General features: G+C 64.2%; 13 protein-coding genes. 10 read left to right on the plus strand and 3 right to left on the minus strand.

The genetic code is table 11. The features are described 5' to 3' along the window. The first annotated feature begins 302 nt into the window (after positions 1-302). The 5 genes from ugpB (at position 303) to ugpQ (ending at position 5,413) form a co-directional block, all read left to right on the plus strand. Entirely contained in the window at positions 303-1,619 is a 1,317-nt protein-coding gene (ugpB, locus tag ACCQ08_RS10445; RefSeq protein WP_239810816.1) for a sn-glycerol-3-phosphate ABC transporter substrate-binding protein UgpB, read from the plus strand. 110 nt (positions 1,620-1,729) lie between these two features. Next, complete coding sequence (ugpA, locus tag ACCQ08_RS10450) at positions 1,730-2,611, plus strand: sn-glycerol-3-phosphate ABC transporter permease UgpA (RefSeq protein WP_239810815.1); 882 nt, start codon at positions 1,730-1,732, stop codon at positions 2,609-2,611. A 2-nt stretch (positions 2,612-2,613) separates the two neighbouring features. Then, positions 2,614-3,462, plus strand: a complete 849-nt coding sequence (gene ugpE / locus ACCQ08_RS10455) for a sn-glycerol-3-phosphate ABC transporter permease UgpE (RefSeq protein WP_116927066.1) — start codon at positions 2,614-2,616, stop codon at positions 3,460-3,462. A gap of 54 nt (positions 3,463-3,516) precedes the next feature. Then, a complete protein-coding gene (gene ugpC, locus ACCQ08_RS10460) occupies positions 3,517-4,524 on the plus strand; it encodes a sn-glycerol-3-phosphate ABC transporter ATP-binding protein UgpC (RefSeq protein ID WP_230770617.1) in 1,008 nt (335 codons plus the stop codon). 115 nt (positions 4,525-4,639) lie between these two features. After that, positions 4,640-5,413, plus strand: coding sequence for a glycerophosphodiester phosphodiesterase (gene ugpQ / locus ACCQ08_RS10465; protein WP_239810813.1), 774 nt, complete (start codon positions 4,640-4,642; stop codon positions 5,411-5,413). A gap of 82 nt (positions 5,414-5,495) precedes the next feature. On the opposite strand, the gene ACCQ08_RS10470 is transcribed toward ugpQ, so the two are convergent. The 3 genes from ACCQ08_RS10470 to ACCQ08_RS10480 form a co-directional block, all read right to left on the minus strand. Then, on the minus strand, positions 5,496-6,470 hold the full coding sequence (locus ACCQ08_RS10470) for a Bug family tripartite tricarboxylate transporter substrate binding protein (RefSeq protein ID WP_373449750.1): 975 nt from the start codon (positions 6,468-6,470) through the stop codon (positions 5,496-5,498). 135 nt (positions 6,471-6,605) lie between these two features. Next, a complete protein-coding gene (locus ACCQ08_RS10475; RefSeq protein WP_312529457.1) occupies positions 6,606-8,045 on the minus strand; it encodes a hypothetical protein in 1,440 nt (479 codons plus the stop codon). Positions 8,046-8,114: 69 nt separating this feature from the next. Further along, positions 8,115-8,393: a hypothetical protein gene (locus tag ACCQ08_RS10480; RefSeq protein WP_239810810.1), complete on the minus strand. Its 279-nt coding sequence runs from the start codon at positions 8,391-8,393 to the stop codon at positions 8,115-8,117. 79 nt (positions 8,394-8,472) lie between these two features. Here ACCQ08_RS10480 and hemA point away from each other — a divergent pair, with 79 nt between their 5' ends. The 5 genes from hemA (at position 8,473) to grxD (ending at position 14,351) form a co-directional block, all read left to right on the plus strand. Then, complete coding sequence (gene hemA / locus ACCQ08_RS10485) at positions 8,473-9,789, plus strand: glutamyl-tRNA reductase (protein ID WP_230770608.1); 1,317 nt, start codon at positions 8,473-8,475, stop codon at positions 9,787-9,789. Positions 9,790-9,906: 117 nt separating this feature from the next. Further along, positions 9,907-10,992 (plus strand): peptide chain release factor 1, encoded by a 1,086-nt coding sequence (prfA, locus tag ACCQ08_RS10490; protein WP_373449751.1) that lies wholly within the window; start codon positions 9,907-9,909, stop codon positions 10,990-10,992. 8 nt (positions 10,993-11,000) lie between these two features. Beyond that, the gene (locus ACCQ08_RS10495) at positions 11,001-13,025 is read left to right on the plus strand and encodes a PEP/pyruvate-binding domain-containing protein (RefSeq protein ID WP_373449752.1); all 2,025 of its coding nucleotides are present in this window, start codon (positions 11,001-11,003) and stop codon (positions 13,023-13,025) included. Between the two features lie 29 nt (positions 13,026-13,054). Beyond that, a complete protein-coding gene (prmC, locus tag ACCQ08_RS10500) occupies positions 13,055-13,921 on the plus strand; it encodes a peptide chain release factor N(5)-glutamine methyltransferase (protein WP_373449753.1) in 867 nt (288 codons plus the stop codon). Between the two features lie 109 nt (positions 13,922-14,030). Then, the gene (gene grxD / locus ACCQ08_RS10505; protein WP_021027821.1) at positions 14,031-14,351 is read left to right on the plus strand and encodes a Grx4 family monothiol glutaredoxin; all 321 of its coding nucleotides are present in this window, start codon (positions 14,031-14,033) and stop codon (positions 14,349-14,351) included. The last annotated feature ends 271 nt before the right edge of the window (positions 14,352-14,622 follow it).

Here is a 14,622-nt window from a genome sequence, read left to right on the forward strand (position 1 = left end):
CTTATTTGATCGAAATTGAGCATTTCGAGCCAAGCGGTTTCCTCTACCACAACTGTTTGACAGCCCCATGTGACAACCCCAAACCCGGGCCGCCGCTAAAGCCCTAAGGTTACACTTTTCTCTCGATTACGAATGGCGGCTGAACTACAATCGTAACGCCTTGTATTTGTTGACGCTGTACGGACGGGCGCTGGCTTTCCCCAGTTGCCTAAAACCAGCGGATATGCCACAACGTCACAGAACATTCACAAACGCCACATACGATTCGTTTTTGAGCGTTTTATAAACCCCTAGGAGCATTCATGCACTTCAAGCGTTTGGTCATCGCTGCCGGTATTGCAGCCACTACCAGCCTGTCCGCCCATGCCGTCACCGAGATCCAATGGTGGCACTCCATGACCGCCGTGAACAACGAATGGGTCAACGACCTGGCCAAGGAGTTCAACGAGAGCCAGAAGGAATACAAGGTTGTGCCCACCTTCAAGGGTGTGTACGACGAGTCGATGACTGCAGCGATCGCGGCTTTCCGCTCGGGCAATGCGCCCCACATCCTGCAAGTGTTTGAAGTGGGCACCGCCACGATGATGGCTTCCAAGGGTGCCACCGTGCCCGTGGGCAAGGTGATGTCGGACGCCGGCGTGTCCTTCGACCCCAAGGCCTACATCCCCGCCGTGGCCGGTTACTACACCGCGCCCAACGGCCAGATGCTGAGCTTCCCGTTCAACAGCTCGACGACCATCTTCTATTACAACAAGGACGCCTTCAAGAAGGCAGGCCTGGACGCGGAAAAGGCGCCCACCACCTGGCCTGAAGTGTTCGCTGCGGCCAAGAAGCTCAAGGAGAGCGGCCACAGCTGCCCGATGACCCTGGCATGGCAAGGCTGGACCCAGCTGGAGTCCTTCTCCACCTGGCACAACGTCGAGTTCGCGACCGAGCACAACGGCCTCTCGGCCAACGGCTACAAGGCCCGCCTCAAGCTCAACTCGCCGCTGCACGTCAAGCACATCGACAACCTGGCCGCTGCGGCCAAGGCCGGTGAGTTCGTCTACAAGGGCCGTGCTTCCACCGCCCAGGCATCGTTCACTGCCGGTGAATGCGCGATGATCCAGACCTCGTCCGGTTTCTACGGCGACGTGGCCAAGAACGCCAAGTTCGCCTACGGCCTGGCTGCGCTGCCTTACTACCCTGACGTCAAGGGCGCGCCGCAGAACACCGTGATCGGTGGCGCATCGCTGTGGGTGATGGCTGGCAAGAAGTCGGAAGAATACAAGGGCGTGGCCAAGTTCTTCGAGTTCCTGTCGCAAACCAAGGTGCAGGCCGCTTCGCACCAGCGCACCGGCTACCTGCCTGTGACGATGGCTGCCTATGAGCTGACCGAGAAGTCCGGCTTCTACCAAAAGAACCCTGGCACCGACACCGCCGTGACGCAGATGATCCGCAAGGTCACTGACAACTCGCGTGGTATCCGTCTGGGCAACTACGTACAGATCCGCACCATCGAGGACGAAGAACTCGAACAGGTCTGGGCTGGCAAGAAGACCGGCAAGGAAGCCCTGGACGCCATCGTGTCCCGCGGCAACGAACTGCTGGCTCGCTTCGAAAAGTCGTACAAGCCTTAATCCTTTCATCACAGGCGCCAACCCCGCACGCGTGGGGCTGGCGCAGTCGATGAACCATCGCCCGGCGGCTGCCTGCAGCCCCGGCGGTTTTTTTGTTTTTAAGCTCCATCATGGAAAAACGCGTACTTTTCCGCTCTAAATGGCTGCCCTGGGTGTTGATTGCACCGCAGTTGCTGATCATTGGCATTTTCTTTTTCTGGCCCGCTGGCCAGGCTGTGCTGCAGTCCTTCCAGATGGAAGACGCCTTCGGCATGAGCACCGAATGGGTCGGGCTGGATAACTTCCGCAACCTGTTCTCCGATCCCACCTATCTGAATTCCTTCAAGCGCACCGCCATGTTCTCGGTGCTGGTCGCCGGCGCTGGCATTGCCATCTCGCTGGTGCTGGCCATCTTTGCAGACCGCATCGTGCGCTTCGCCATGGTCTACAAGACCTTGCTGATCGTCCCCTATGCCGTCGCGCCCGTCATTGCCGGCGTGCTGTGGGTGTTTCTGTTCTCGCCCTCCATTGGCGTGGTCACCTACTACCTGGGCAAGCTGGGCTACAACTGGAACCACATGATGAATGACAACCAGGCGATGGCGCTGATCGTCATGGCCTCGGTGTGGAAGCAGATTTCCTACAACTTCCTGTTCTTCCTCGCGGGCCTGCAGTCCATCCCCAAGGCACTGATTGAAGCTGCTTCCATCGACGGTGCCGGACCCTGGCGCCGTTTCTGGAACATCCAGCTGCCGCTGCTGTCGCCGACCACCTTCTTCCTGCTGGTGATCAACATCGTCTACGCGTTCTTCGACACCTTCGGCATCATCGATGCCGCAACGCAGGGCGGCCCCGGCCAATCGACGTCTATCCTGGTCTACAAGGTCTACCAGGACGGCTTCAAGGCGCTGGATCTGGGCGGCTCGGCAGCGCAGTCCGTCGTGCTGATGCTGATCGTCATTGTGCTGACCGTGGTTCAGTTCCGCTATGTTGAAAAGAAAGTGCAGTACTGATCATGGTTGACCGCAATCCCTGGCTCAATTTCTTCTCGCACGCCGTGCTGGTGCTCGGCGTGGCGATTGTGGCCTTCCCGCTGTACCTGGCTTTCATCGCCTCGACCCACACGGCCGATGCGATCGTGCAGTCCCCCATGCCGCTGCTGCCTGGCGCCCACCTTTGGGAAAACTACCAGGCCGCACTGTTTGGCTCCGGCAAGCTCGGCTCCAACACCAATGTGATGCACATGATGTGGGTGAGCTTCTGGGTGGCGATGATCATCACCGTCGGCAAGATCGCCATCTCGCTGCTGTCGGCCTTTGCGATCGTCTACTTCCGCTTCCCCTTCAAGATGATCTGCTTCTGGGCGATTTTCCTCACCCTGATGCTGCCCGTCGAAGTGCGGATTCTGCCCACCTACAAGGTCGTGGCCGAACTGGGCCTGCTCAACAGCTACGCCGGCCTGACCCTGCCGCTGATCGCCTCGGCCACCGCTACCTTCCTGTTCCGCCAGTTCTTCCTGACGGTACCCGATGAGCTGGTGGAAGCGGCACGCATCGACGGCGCCGGCGCGATGCGCTTTTTCAAGGACATCCTGGTGCCGCTGTCCCGCACCTCGATCGCTGCGCTGTTCGTGATCCAGTTCATCTACGGCTGGAACCAGTACCTCTGGCCCTTGCTGATGACCACCTCGGAAGACATGTACCCCGTGGTGATCGGCATCAAGCGCATGCTGGCAGGCGGCGAAGCCGCTGTGGACTGGAATATCGTGATGGCCACGGCCATCCTGGCGATGCTGCCACCGACCCTGGTGGTGATGCTGATGCAAAAGTGGTTTGTCAAAGGTCTGGTGGATACCGAAAAGTAACCCCTCGCCATCTTGTCCCTCCACCATCTTTGACCGATACAACGAAACCTTCATATGGCTTCCATCTCTCTCAAGAACATTGTCAAACGCTACGGCACCGGCAAGACTGCCGTTCCCGTGATCCATGGCGTCAATGCCGAAATCAAGGACGGCGAATTCATCGTCCTGGTCGGCCCCTCGGGCTGCGGCAAATCGACCCTGCTGCGCATGATTGCCGGCCTGGAAGAAATCACCGGCGGTGACCTGATGATTGGCGACAAGATCGTCAACAACCTGGAGCCCGCCAAGCGCAACATCGCCATGGTGTTCCAGAACTACGCGCTCTACCCGCACATGAGCAACTACGAGAACATGGCCTACGGCCTCAAGCTCGCCAAGGTGCCCGAGGACGAGATCAAGCGCCGCGTGGACAAGGCCGCCAAGATTCTGGAGCTGTCGCACCTGCTGGACCGCAAGCCGCGCCAGCTGTCGGGCGGCCAGCGCCAGCGCGTGGCCATGGGCCGCGCCATCGTGCGCCAGCCCCAGGTTTTCCTGTTTGACGAGCCGCTGTCCAACCTGGACGCCAAGCTGCGCGGCCAGACCCGCATCGAAATCCAGAAGCTGCATGCCGAGCTGGGCATCACCAGCCTGTTCGTGACCCACGACCAGGTCGAGGCCATGACCCTGGCCCAGCGCATGATCGTGATGAACGGCGGCAATGTCGAGCAGTTCGGTACGCCTGAAGAGGTCTACCACACGCCCGCGTCGACCTTTGTGGCCGGCTTCATCGGCTCGCCACCAATGAACCTGCTGAAGAACGCCCCCATTGGCAAGGCCGGCCAGATCCTGGGCATCCGCCCCGAGCACATCGACCTGGTGGCCTCGGGCGGCTGGGAGTTCCAGGTGGAAACCGTGGAACTGCTGGGCGCCGAGCGCCTACTGTACGGCAAGGTCGGCGGTGAAGAAGTCGTCGTGCGCGTCGAGGAAGGCCATGCCTTCCCCAAGCCCGGCGAAGTGGCGCGCATCAGCGCCCGTGAAGACCGCCTGCACTGGTTCCACGCAGAAACCGGCAAGCGCATCTGAGCGCGGCAAGGCGATGTGCACCCCTGCCGCGCCTTGGCTCCTGAGCTGAGCCCTTGAACCCCAGCGCCCAAGTGCAGCACTTGTGGCGCTTTTCTTTTTTCTCATCGAGACTGATATGACGCTTTCTAGCAACTGGCCCTATCCACGCTGGGTGGCCCACCGCGGCGCAGGCAAACTGGCGCCCGAAAACACCATGAGCGCCTTCCGCCTGGGCGCGGCACATGGCTACCGCATGTTCGAATGCGATGCCAAGCTCAGCCGCGATGGCGTGCTGTTTCTGATGCACGATGCAGACCTGAAGCGCACCACCAATGCCCAGGGCACCGGCAGCGATCTGAGCATGGGCGAGCTGGCCCAGCTCGATGCCGGCAGCTGGCACTCCCGCAGCCATGCGGGCGAAAACCTGCCCACCTTGGAAGCGCTCGCCCGCTGGTGCCTGGCCAACCACCTCTACCTCAATGTCGAGATCAAGCCCACGCCCGGCCAGGAGCTGGAGACCGGCCGCGCCACTGGCGCGCTGATGAACCGCATCTGGCCGCAAAACGTGGTGCCGCCGCTGTTCACCTCGTTCAAGGCCGATTCGTTGCGCGGCGCCCGCGAAGTGGCAGCGCATATCCCGCGCGGCCTGCTGGTGGACAAGCTGGCCGATGGCAGCGGCGACACTGAGCTGCAGCTGGCGCTGGAGCTGGGCTGCCAGGCACTGGTGCTCAACCATGCGCTCTGGGATGCCGCCTTGGTGGCCAAGGTCCATGCCGCAGGCCTGCGCTGCAGCAGCTACACCGTCAACGACGAATGGGCCGCCCAGCGCCTGATCGATCTGGGCACCGACGGCATCATCACCGACCGGGTCGATCTGTTCAGCCCGGCCCAGGATGGTCCGCTGCTGTAATGCCATCGCAGCACTCGTGCCTTGGCTGACCGCCAGACAAAAGCCCGGCCATGCCGGGCCTTTTTTGGGTGCGCGCTGCGCCTCAGTCCATCTTGGTGCCCGAGGCCTTCACCGCCTCGGCCCAGCGTGGCGTCTCCGCCGCCAGGAACTGCTGGAAGGCCTCGGCACCGAGAAAGGCAGGGTCAGCCCCCTGCTCCACCATGCGGCCGCGCACATCGGGCATCTGCATCACCTGGCCAAACGCGGAGCTGAGCTTGTCCACCACGTCCTTGGGCGTTCCGGCGGGCGCGAGAAAGCCATAGAAGCCCACGACCTCAAAGCCCTTGAGTCCGCCTTCAATGGCGGTGGGCACCTCGGGCAGCGCCGGGTTGCGCTCCTTGCTGGTGACGGCCAGCGCACGCACCTTGCCCTGCTTGTGGTAGGCGGCAGCCTGCGGAATGCTCTCGGCCATGAACTGCACCTGGCCACCCACCAGATCGGTAAAGGCCGGCGCACTGCCCTTGTAGGGAATGTGCACCAGGTCCAGCCCGGTCGCACTCTTGAACATCTCGGGCACCAGGTGGCTGATGCCGCCATTGCCGGCCGAGCCAAAGTTGACCTTGCCCGGGTTGGCTTTGGCGTAGGCGATGAACTCCTGCAGGTTTTTGGCCGGTACCTTGTTGTTGACCAGCAAGGCCAGGGGCTGCATGGCCGTGCGCGCCACCGGCGTGAAATCGCGCAAGGTGCTGTAGGGCAGCTTGGGGTAGAGCGCGGGGTTGATCACCATCACCCCGGTATTGGCCAGCATCAGCGTGTAGCCATCGGGCGGCGCTTTCATGACATCCTGCGCGCCCACCGCGCCACCGGCACCGGGTTTGTAGTCGACGATGATCGGCTGGCCCAGCACGCCCTGGAGCTTGTCGGTCAACAAGCGGGCATGCTGGTCCAGCGGGCCTCCTGCGGGAAAGCCGATGACCACGCGCACCGGCTTGGTCGGGAAAGGTTGCTGGGCCTGGGCGGCGGCAGTCAGCGCCAGGCCGGCGATGGTTGCCAGGAAGGCGTGTGCAATGTGCTTCATGGAGGGTCTCCTTGGGTTGTTATCGGTTGAGCGGCGGGCAGCGCAAGCGCGGCCTGTGCACCGCATGATGACCGGCGCATCCCGCTTCTACAACCGGCCCCTGTCTCGCATTTTTTCGGATTGACGCCGCCGCCTTCAGACAGTAGCTGCCGCCGCCTGGGCAGTGGGCGCGGACTTGCGCCGCCACAACAGCCACAGCCAGCCCAGGCCTTGCACGGCCGTCAGCACCACCAGCATGTCCAGCGCCAGCTGCGCCGCCCACAGGTGCTTGCTCATGTCGCGCACACCTTCGCCCAGCAGCACGATGATCACCTGCGACACCACCAAGAGCGCCAGCAGCAGGCCGCCAGCAGCCAGCGGGCGCATGCGGGCGGCCTGGCGGCAGCGGCTGGCGGCAAACAGCGCCAGCGCGGCCAGCAGAAACAGCGGCGCCAGCGGCGTGATGCTGCGGTCGCGCAGTAGCGTCAGCTGCTGCAACAGATCGGTCACCGGCTGGGCACCGCCCTCGTGGCGGTGGAGGTAGAAGTTACCGGGAAACACATGGAAGTACTGCACCGTGAAATGGCTGGGCAGCGCAAAGCGGGCCAGGCGCCACAGGGTCAGCGGGTAGTGCAGATAGGGCCGCAGCACATCGCCCTTGCCCAGCTTGGGCGTCACCGGGTAGCAATCGCGGTCCGTGTGCTGCACCTGGGTGCCGCCGGGGCCCGAAAGCGCATTGCCCCAGGCATCGACACCGATGCAGTCACGGCGCTCGGCCGGCACGCCCAGGCCATCGAGCTGCGCCGGGCTGAGCACCATGTAGGAGCCCAGGTAGACGCCATGGTAGGCATTGAGACTGGCGTTCTTGCCGATCAACAGCGGCACCAGGCACAGCACCTGCACCGCCAGCAGCAGCTTGAGCAGCCCCCTGTCGGCCGGGCTGCGCTGCCAGCGGCCTGCGGCCCAGACGCACAACAGCGCCAGCAGCGGAACATAAAAATACTGCACCTTGGCCAGGCCGCACACCAGTGCCCCCAGGCCCAGACCGGCCAGCCGGACTGCGCGGCGCGAGGCCAGCATGCCCAGCAGCAGCAGCGGCAGCGCGATCAGGCAGGCGTATTCGGCATAGAACGACTGCGCCATACCGATGTTGTGCGCCATGAAGAACGCCGCCAACCAGGCCAGCGCCAGCCCCGCCCAGCCCAGCGCACCGCGCTGCAGCGCCACAGCGCATTGCCAGGCCAGCACACCGGCATAGGCCAGCAGCAGCAATTTGGCCGCCAGCGCCGTGCGCGACAGGTCAAACAGGTTCCCCGGCATGAAGCGCTGCACCCAGCCCGCAAACGTGAACATATGCGAGGCCAGCTCCGGATTGCCCGGCGTGCGGAACGCGCGCTCGGGCAGCGTCCAGTGGATGCCGTCGCCCAGAGGCGTCAGGTAGAGATGGCCCACCACGCGTTGAAAATCATTGGTGTCGGCAAACAGCAAGGCCTGCGATCCCCAGACCAGCGCCGCCGCTACAACGCCCACCGCCAGAAAGCAAATACAGAAAAGCCACCGGGAGCGGTGGCCTGCCAAGGTCGTTGTGGTAGTCATCCCACAATTATGTCTGAATTGTAAAGAAACGTATAGCTTCTGCCTCAGAAATAGTTGCAGTCGCTGGCCTCAGCGCCGCCAGTTGCCCAGCACCGCCCATTGGCTGCTGGCCATCGCCAGCACCAACAGCGCATAGCCCGCCAGGCTGCCATCGCGGCCCTGCCACAGCAGGGCGGCAAAAAGGGCGGCACAGCCCACCAGAAAATGCAGTGCCAGCTGGCCATACCAGGGCAGCAAGGGCGCGGCCTTGCGTGCAAACACCCAGCGGGCAAGCACCAGCAACAGCGCCAAAAAGGCGGCCGGTGCGCAGAAATTCAGCAGGTGCCAGAGGCTGGTGCTAGCAGTCATGGAGCGGGCCGGTTGATATAAGTCAAGCTGGTACTGATACGACAAGCAATGGATTTACAGAGATTTTATAATCTGTGACATGGCAGTTTGGGCCCTGGGCATCAACCACACGACGGCACCGGTCGACATTCGCGGCCGGTTTGCATTTGCACTCGACAAGATTGCGCCAACTTTGCAGAGTTTGCGCAGCACGATCTCGGGTGTGCACAGCCACGCCGGTGTGGAAACCGCCATCCTGTCGACCTGCAACCGCACCGAGATCTATTGCGCCGCCCAAGAGCCGGCGCTTGACCACACCTTGCGCTGGCTCGCCCAGAGCGGCGACCTGCCAGCCGATGCGCTGAAGCACTACACCTACACCTTGCAGAACGACCTGGCCGCCCGCCACGCTTTTCGCGTGGCCAGCGGTCTGGATTCGATGGTGCTGGGCGAGGCCCAGATTCTGGGCCAGATGAAGAACGCCGTGCGCGCCGCCGAAGAAGCCGGCTCGCTGGGCACCACGCTGAACCAGCTGTTCCAGCGCAGCTTTGCCGTCGCCAAGGAAGTGCGCAGTGCCACCGAGATCGGCGCGCACAGCATCAGCATGGCTGCCGCTGCCGTGCGTCTGGCGGGCCAGTTGTTTGAAGACCTGACCAAGATCCGCGTGCTGTTTGTCGGCGCCGGCGAGATGATCGAGCTGTGCGCCACCCATTTCGCAGCCAAGCAGCCCGCCCACATCACGGTGGCCAACCGCACGCTGGAGCGCGGCGAAAAACTGGCCGGCCACTTTGGCGCCAGCACGATGCGCCTGGCCGATCTACCCGACCATCTGCACGAATACGATGCCATCATCAGCTGCACCGCATCGAGCCTGCCGATCATCGGCCTGGGTGCCGTCGAGAGCGCACTGAAAAAGCGCAAGCGCCGCCCGATCTTCATGGTGGACCTGGCCGTTCCCCGCGATATCGAGGCCGAGGTCAAGAACCTGGGCGATATCTACCTCTACACCGTGGATGACCTGGCCCATGTGGTCAAGGCCGGCCAGGAGCAGCGCCAGGCTGCCGTGGTGCAGGCCGAAACCATCATCGATGCCGGCGTGCAGCGCTTCATGCACTGGATGGACCAGCGCGCCCCAGAGGGCGGCGCCGTGCCGTTGATCCAGCAGATCAACGCGCAGGCCGATGTCTGGCGTGCGCTGGAGATCGAACGTGCCAAGAAGCGCCTGGCCAAGGGCGAAGACATGGACGCAGTGCTCGATGCGCTGACGCGTGGCCTGTCGCAAAAGATTTTGCATGGCACGATGGCCGAGCTGCACGCGGGCGATGCCCAGGCGCGTGCCCAGACTGCAGACATGGTGTCGCGCCTGTTCCTGCGCAGCCAGCGCGGCGGTGGCAACGGCCACCAATCGGGTTTGTAGCGACGCTGCGCGGCTTGCCGCCCCCTGCTCGCTCCCCCGCCCCTCTTTTTCTCGGCCTGCCTGTTTGATCGCTGCATTTGCGGCAACCCCGGCGCAGGCCCTGCCTACCAGACCGCCATGAAAGACTTTCTCCGCCAACAGCTGGAACGCTATGCCGAGCGCCTCAACGAGCTGAATTTTCTGCTCTCGCGCGAGGGCATCATGGCCAACATGCCGCAGTTCCTCAAGCTCTCGCGTGAGCACACCGATGTCGCCGCGGTGGCCGAGCGCTATGCGCGCTACCAGCAGGTCGAATCCGATATCGAAGGCGCCAAGGAGATGCTGGCCGACCCGGACATGGCCGACATGGCGCGCGAAGAAATCAGCAATGGCGAGGCCGAGCTGCAGCAGCTCGCCGCGCAGCTGCAGCGCATGCTGCTGCCCAGGGACCCGGACGATGCCCGCCCCGCCTTCGTCGAAGTGCGGGCCGGCACCGGCGGTGATGAGTCGGCGCTGTTTGCCGGCGACATCACCCGCATGTACACCCGCTACGCCGAGCGCATGGGCTGGCGGGTCGAGATCATGAGCGCCAACGAGGCCGAGCTGGGGGGCTACAAGGAAGTGGTGCTGCGCATCGACGGCGGCGACAACGTCTACGGCACCCTGCGCTTTGAATCCGGCGGCCACCGCGTGCAGCGCGTGCCCGCCACCGAAACCCAGGGCCGCATCCACACCAGCGCCTGCACCGTGGCGGTGATGCCCGAGCCCGATGAGCAGCAGGCCATTACGCTGAACCCGGCTGACCTGCGCATCGACACCTTCCGCGCCAGCGGCGCCGGTGGCCAGCACATCAACAAGACCGATTCGGCGGTGCGCATCGTCCACTTGCCCACCGGCATCGTCGCCGAATGCCAGGACGGCCGCAGCCAGCACAGCAACAAGGCCAAGGCCTTGCAGGTGCTGCAGGCCCGCATCCAGGAAAAGGAACGCAGCGAGCGTGCCGCCAAGGAGGCAGCGATGCGCAAGGGCCTGATCGGCTCGGGCGACCGCAGCGACCGCATCCGCACCTACAACTTCCCGCAGGGCCGCGTCACCGACCACCGCATCAACCTGACCTTGTACAAGCTCAGCTTCATCATGGACGGCGACCTCAGCGAGCTGATGGAAGCGCTGCAGTCCGAACGCGAGGCCGAGTTGCTGGCCGAGCTGGAAGTCAACCAATAAGGCCAGCGATGCCCAGCCCCCACCCCGGTTTGGCGTTGCGCGCTGCCTGGCGTGCGGCGGGTTGCATCGCGCTGGCTCTGGCCACCAGCAGCGCATCGGCACAGCTGGCGCGCAAGCCATCGATGTATGAGGATGGCCGCACGCCGCAGGAGCTGATCGCCAGGCCAGGCAGCAGCGCGCCCGCGCAGGCCATTGCCCACCACAGCAGCCTGCCCTTTGCCGCCGATCTGCCCAGCCAGGCCGCCTTTGACCAGCTGGCCCGCGTCTACAACGCCGGCACGCCGCTGGCCCAGCCCCATGTGATCTTTGTGGTGGACCGCCAGGCCCAACCTGCGGCCCGGCTGTATTTCATCAACACCCCGCGTTACCAGCTGCACGACCACTTCCTGCGCGCGCAGGGCTTGCTGCGCGGCGGCAAGGACGCGCTGAACCGCAATTACCGCGACGCGGGGCGCCGCTTCATCCTGGGCACCTTGAGCTGGCAGCCGCAGATCGACGGCTTTGTCTACGAATTCTGGGAAGGCGACCAGCTGACAGGCGCCTTGCTGCGCGAAACCCAAGCCCAGCTGCGCAGCCATTTTTTTGCACCCGTACAGTTCAAGGCCAATGCCAGCGCGCAAGAGCAGGTGGCGGCCGCCGCAGGCATTCCCGCTGTGACGCAAAGTGCGCTGATCGGCCAGCAGCCCTTTTTGCCGCTGAACACCGGCCAGGCCGTGGGCCGTTTGCGCCTGGTGGACGATATCGACCAGGTGCAGGACCTGCAGCCCAGCGACATCGTGGTGCTGCGCCAGGTACCGATTACGCTGCCGCCGGTGGCGGGCGTGGTGACCGAGCAGCCATCGACCATGGTGTCGCATGTCAACCTGCTGGCCAGGGGCTGGGGCGTACCCAATGCCTATGTGCGCGATGCCAGCCAGCTGCTGGCAGCACACAACGGCCAATGGGTGCACCTGACGGTCAGCGCCAAGGACTACCAGCTGCGGGCCGCCACCGGTGCCGAACGCAGCCAGGCCCTGGAGCGCACGGCCCTCAAACGCAGCCTGGCGGGCGCCAGTATTCAGAACGACATGCGCAGCAGCGCGCTGCAGCCGCTGGCGGCACTGCGCGCCAGCCACCGCCGCCAGTGCGGGGCCAAGGCCGCCAACCTCGGCGAAGTGCGGCATGCAGGCATTGCCGGGGTCCAGGTGCCCGACGGTTTCTGCCTGCCCTTTGGCGCCTATGCCAGCGCGATGCAGCGTTTTGGCCTGGCGGAAAAAGTAGCCCGCATGCGGCAGCAGCCGGGCTTTGACAGCGATGCCGCGCTGCGCCGCAGTGCCTTGGCCGCGCTGCGTGCCGAGATCGAACAGATGCCGCTCGATGCCGCTTTTGCCAGCCAGCTGCAGGCGCGCTGGACCAGCCAGCTGCAGCAGGCTGGCGTGTTTGTGCGCAGCTCCTCCAGCTCGGAAGATTTGCCCGGCTTCAGCGGCGCCGGCCTCTACACCACCGTGCCCCATGTGAAGGGCGAGGCGGCCTTGCAGGATGCCGTACGCAAGGTCTGGGCCTCGGTCTTCAACTTCGAAGCCTGGGAGGCGCGCCGCGCCGCCGGCATTGCGCAGGACGCTGTTGCAATGGCCGTGCTGGTGCAAAAGGCGGTGGATTCGGATGCCTCGGGTGTGATGGTCACGCGCGATCCGCTGGGCAACACCCCGCACAGCGTCTTCATCGCCGCCAAGCGCGGCATCGGCATCCGCGTGGTGGAAGGCCGGCGGGTCGCAGAGCAGGTGCTGTATTCGCGCCGCAGCAAGGCTGTGCAGGTCCTCAGCCGCTCGGCCGAAGACACCGAGCTGCGGCTGGCACCTGGCGGCGGCGTGCAGGAAGTGGCCGTTGCGCAGCGCCAGGTGCTGAGCGATGCACTGGTCCAACGCCTGGCCGATGCCGCTGCTGCAGTCGAAAAGCAGTTTGGCGGCAGCACCCAGGATATTGAATGGGCGCTTGCCGGTGACCAGCTTCTGGTCCTGCAATCGCGGCCCTTTGTGCAAGCCGCCAACCCCTAGCCCGCAGCCACAGCGAACCGCGCACCGACATGAATGCTTCCACCCCGAACACCCCCATCACGGTCAGCCAGGCGCTGGCGCAAGCCGCTGCGCTGGGTATCGCCCGCATCGATGCGCAGATGCTGCTGCTGCACCTGTGCGGCCAACCGACCCATGCGCGCGCCTGGCTCATCACCCATGACGGCGACAGCCTGAGCAGCGCGCAGACCGCGCAGTGGCAGCAATGGCTGCAGCGCCGCGCCGATGGCGAGCCGGTGGCCTATCTGACCGGCCATAAAGGCTTTTACGGGCTGGACCTGGCCGTGGACGCCCGCGTGCTGGACCCGCGCCCCGACACCGAAACCTTGGTGGACTGGGCGCTGGAGCTGCTGCCCGATGCGGCACCGGGCCAGCCAGCCTTGCGCCTGGCCGACCTGGGCACCGGCAGCGGCGCGATTGCGCTGGCCTTGCAGCATGCGCGGCCTGCAGCCGAGGTCTGGGCGGTGGATGCCAGCAGCGATGCGCTGGCGGTGGCCCAGGCCAATGCAGAGCGGCTGCAGTTGCCGCTGCGCTTGGCGCACAGCCACTGGCTGTCGGCGTTGCAAGGCCCGTTTGACGCCATCATCACGAATCCGCCCTATATCCGCGACGATGACCCGCACATGCCTGCGCTACGCCATGAGCCGCGCCAGGCGCTGACCAGCGGCGCCGATGGGCTGGACGACATCCGCCATATCATTGATGCCGCCCCCCGCTACCTGCGTGACGGCGGCTGGCTGCTGATCGAGCATGGCTGGGACCAGGCGGACGGGGTGCGCGCGCTGTTGGCACAGCGCGGCTTTACCCAGGTGCAAAGCCGCAACGACCTCGCTGGCATCGAGCGAGCCAGCGGCGGGCAATGGGCTTCCATGAAATAATGGCAACCCTGTCCGCGCTTGATATGTGGCAAACCGCCCACATCTGGGAAGCTGATCCCAGCGCTGATCCGATTACATAGCAACCCACACGCCCCGACGGAGCCCATCCATGAGCGATACCCAACAACGCATCGACCAACTGGTCAAAGGCCATGACATCGTGCTGTTCATGAAGGGAACAGCCAGCTTTCCGCAATGCGGATTCTCCGGCCGTGCCATTCAGATTCTCAAAGCCAGCGGCGTGGAGACCCGTGGTCTGACCACCGTCAATGTGCTCGAAGACCCCGAGATCCGCCAAGGCATCAAGGACTACAGCCAGTGGCCCACGATCCCACAGCTGTATGTCAAAGGTGAATTCATCGGTGGCTCGGACATCATGATGGAAATGTACGAATCGGGCGAGCTGCAGCAACTCGTGGCGACGCTCTGATTGCGCTGCACCCGGCTTGCCGGATGTGCCCAGGCCGCCTTTGAGGCGGCTTTTTTGCGCCTGCTCTCTGCTGCTGGCTGCGCTGCGCGGCCCTCCGATGGCGGCACACAATGGCCCCGCCAGCCGCCATAGCCAGGCTGCTGGGGTAAGCTTGGCACCGCAGCACCAACCGCGCCCCGCCCCCCGCTGTGGGGCTTTGAGCGCCTGCTGCCAAAAGCACTTGCCAGTCTCCAGACGGGCATGCGACCATTGAACACGGATTCAATCCGGC

Origin of the sequence: Comamonas sp. SY3 (assembly GCF_041730275.1) — a bacterium.
Taxonomy (GTDB): domain Bacteria; phylum Pseudomonadota; class Gammaproteobacteria; order Burkholderiales; family Burkholderiaceae_C; genus Comamonas; species Comamonas sediminis.

Coding starts and splice junctions, on each gene's coding strand:
- ugpB (WP_239810816.1), top strand. CDS start 303: ATGCACTTCAAGCGTTTGGTCATCGCTGCCGGTATTGCAGCCACTACC.
- ugpA (WP_239810815.1), top strand. CDS start 1,730: ATGGAAAAACGCGTACTTTTCCGCTCTAAATGGCTGCCCTGGGTGTTG.
- ugpE (WP_116927066.1), top strand. CDS start 2,614: ATGGTTGACCGCAATCCCTGGCTCAATTTCTTCTCGCACGCCGTGCTG.
- ugpC (WP_230770617.1), top strand. CDS start 3,517: ATGGCTTCCATCTCTCTCAAGAACATTGTCAAACGCTACGGCACCGGC.
- ugpQ (WP_239810813.1), top strand. CDS start 4,640: ATGACGCTTTCTAGCAACTGGCCCTATCCACGCTGGGTGGCCCACCGC.
- ACCQ08_RS10470 (WP_373449750.1), bottom strand. CDS start 6,470: ATGAAGCACATTGCACACGCCTTCCTGGCAACCATCGCCGGCCTGGCG.
- ACCQ08_RS10475 (WP_312529457.1), bottom strand. CDS start 8,045: ATGACTACCACAACGACCTTGGCAGGCCACCGCTCCCGGTGGCTTTTC.
- ACCQ08_RS10480 (WP_239810810.1), bottom strand. CDS start 8,393: ATGACTGCTAGCACCAGCCTCTGGCACCTGCTGAATTTCTGCGCACCG.
- hemA (WP_230770608.1), top strand. CDS start 8,473: ATGGCAGTTTGGGCCCTGGGCATCAACCACACGACGGCACCGGTCGAC.
- prfA (WP_373449751.1), top strand. CDS start 9,907: ATGAAAGACTTTCTCCGCCAACAGCTGGAACGCTATGCCGAGCGCCTC.
- ACCQ08_RS10495 (WP_373449752.1), top strand. CDS start 11,001: ATGCCCAGCCCCCACCCCGGTTTGGCGTTGCGCGCTGCCTGGCGTGCG.
- prmC (WP_373449753.1), top strand. CDS start 13,055: ATGAATGCTTCCACCCCGAACACCCCCATCACGGTCAGCCAGGCGCTG.
- grxD (WP_021027821.1), top strand. CDS start 14,031: ATGAGCGATACCCAACAACGCATCGACCAACTGGTCAAAGGCCATGAC.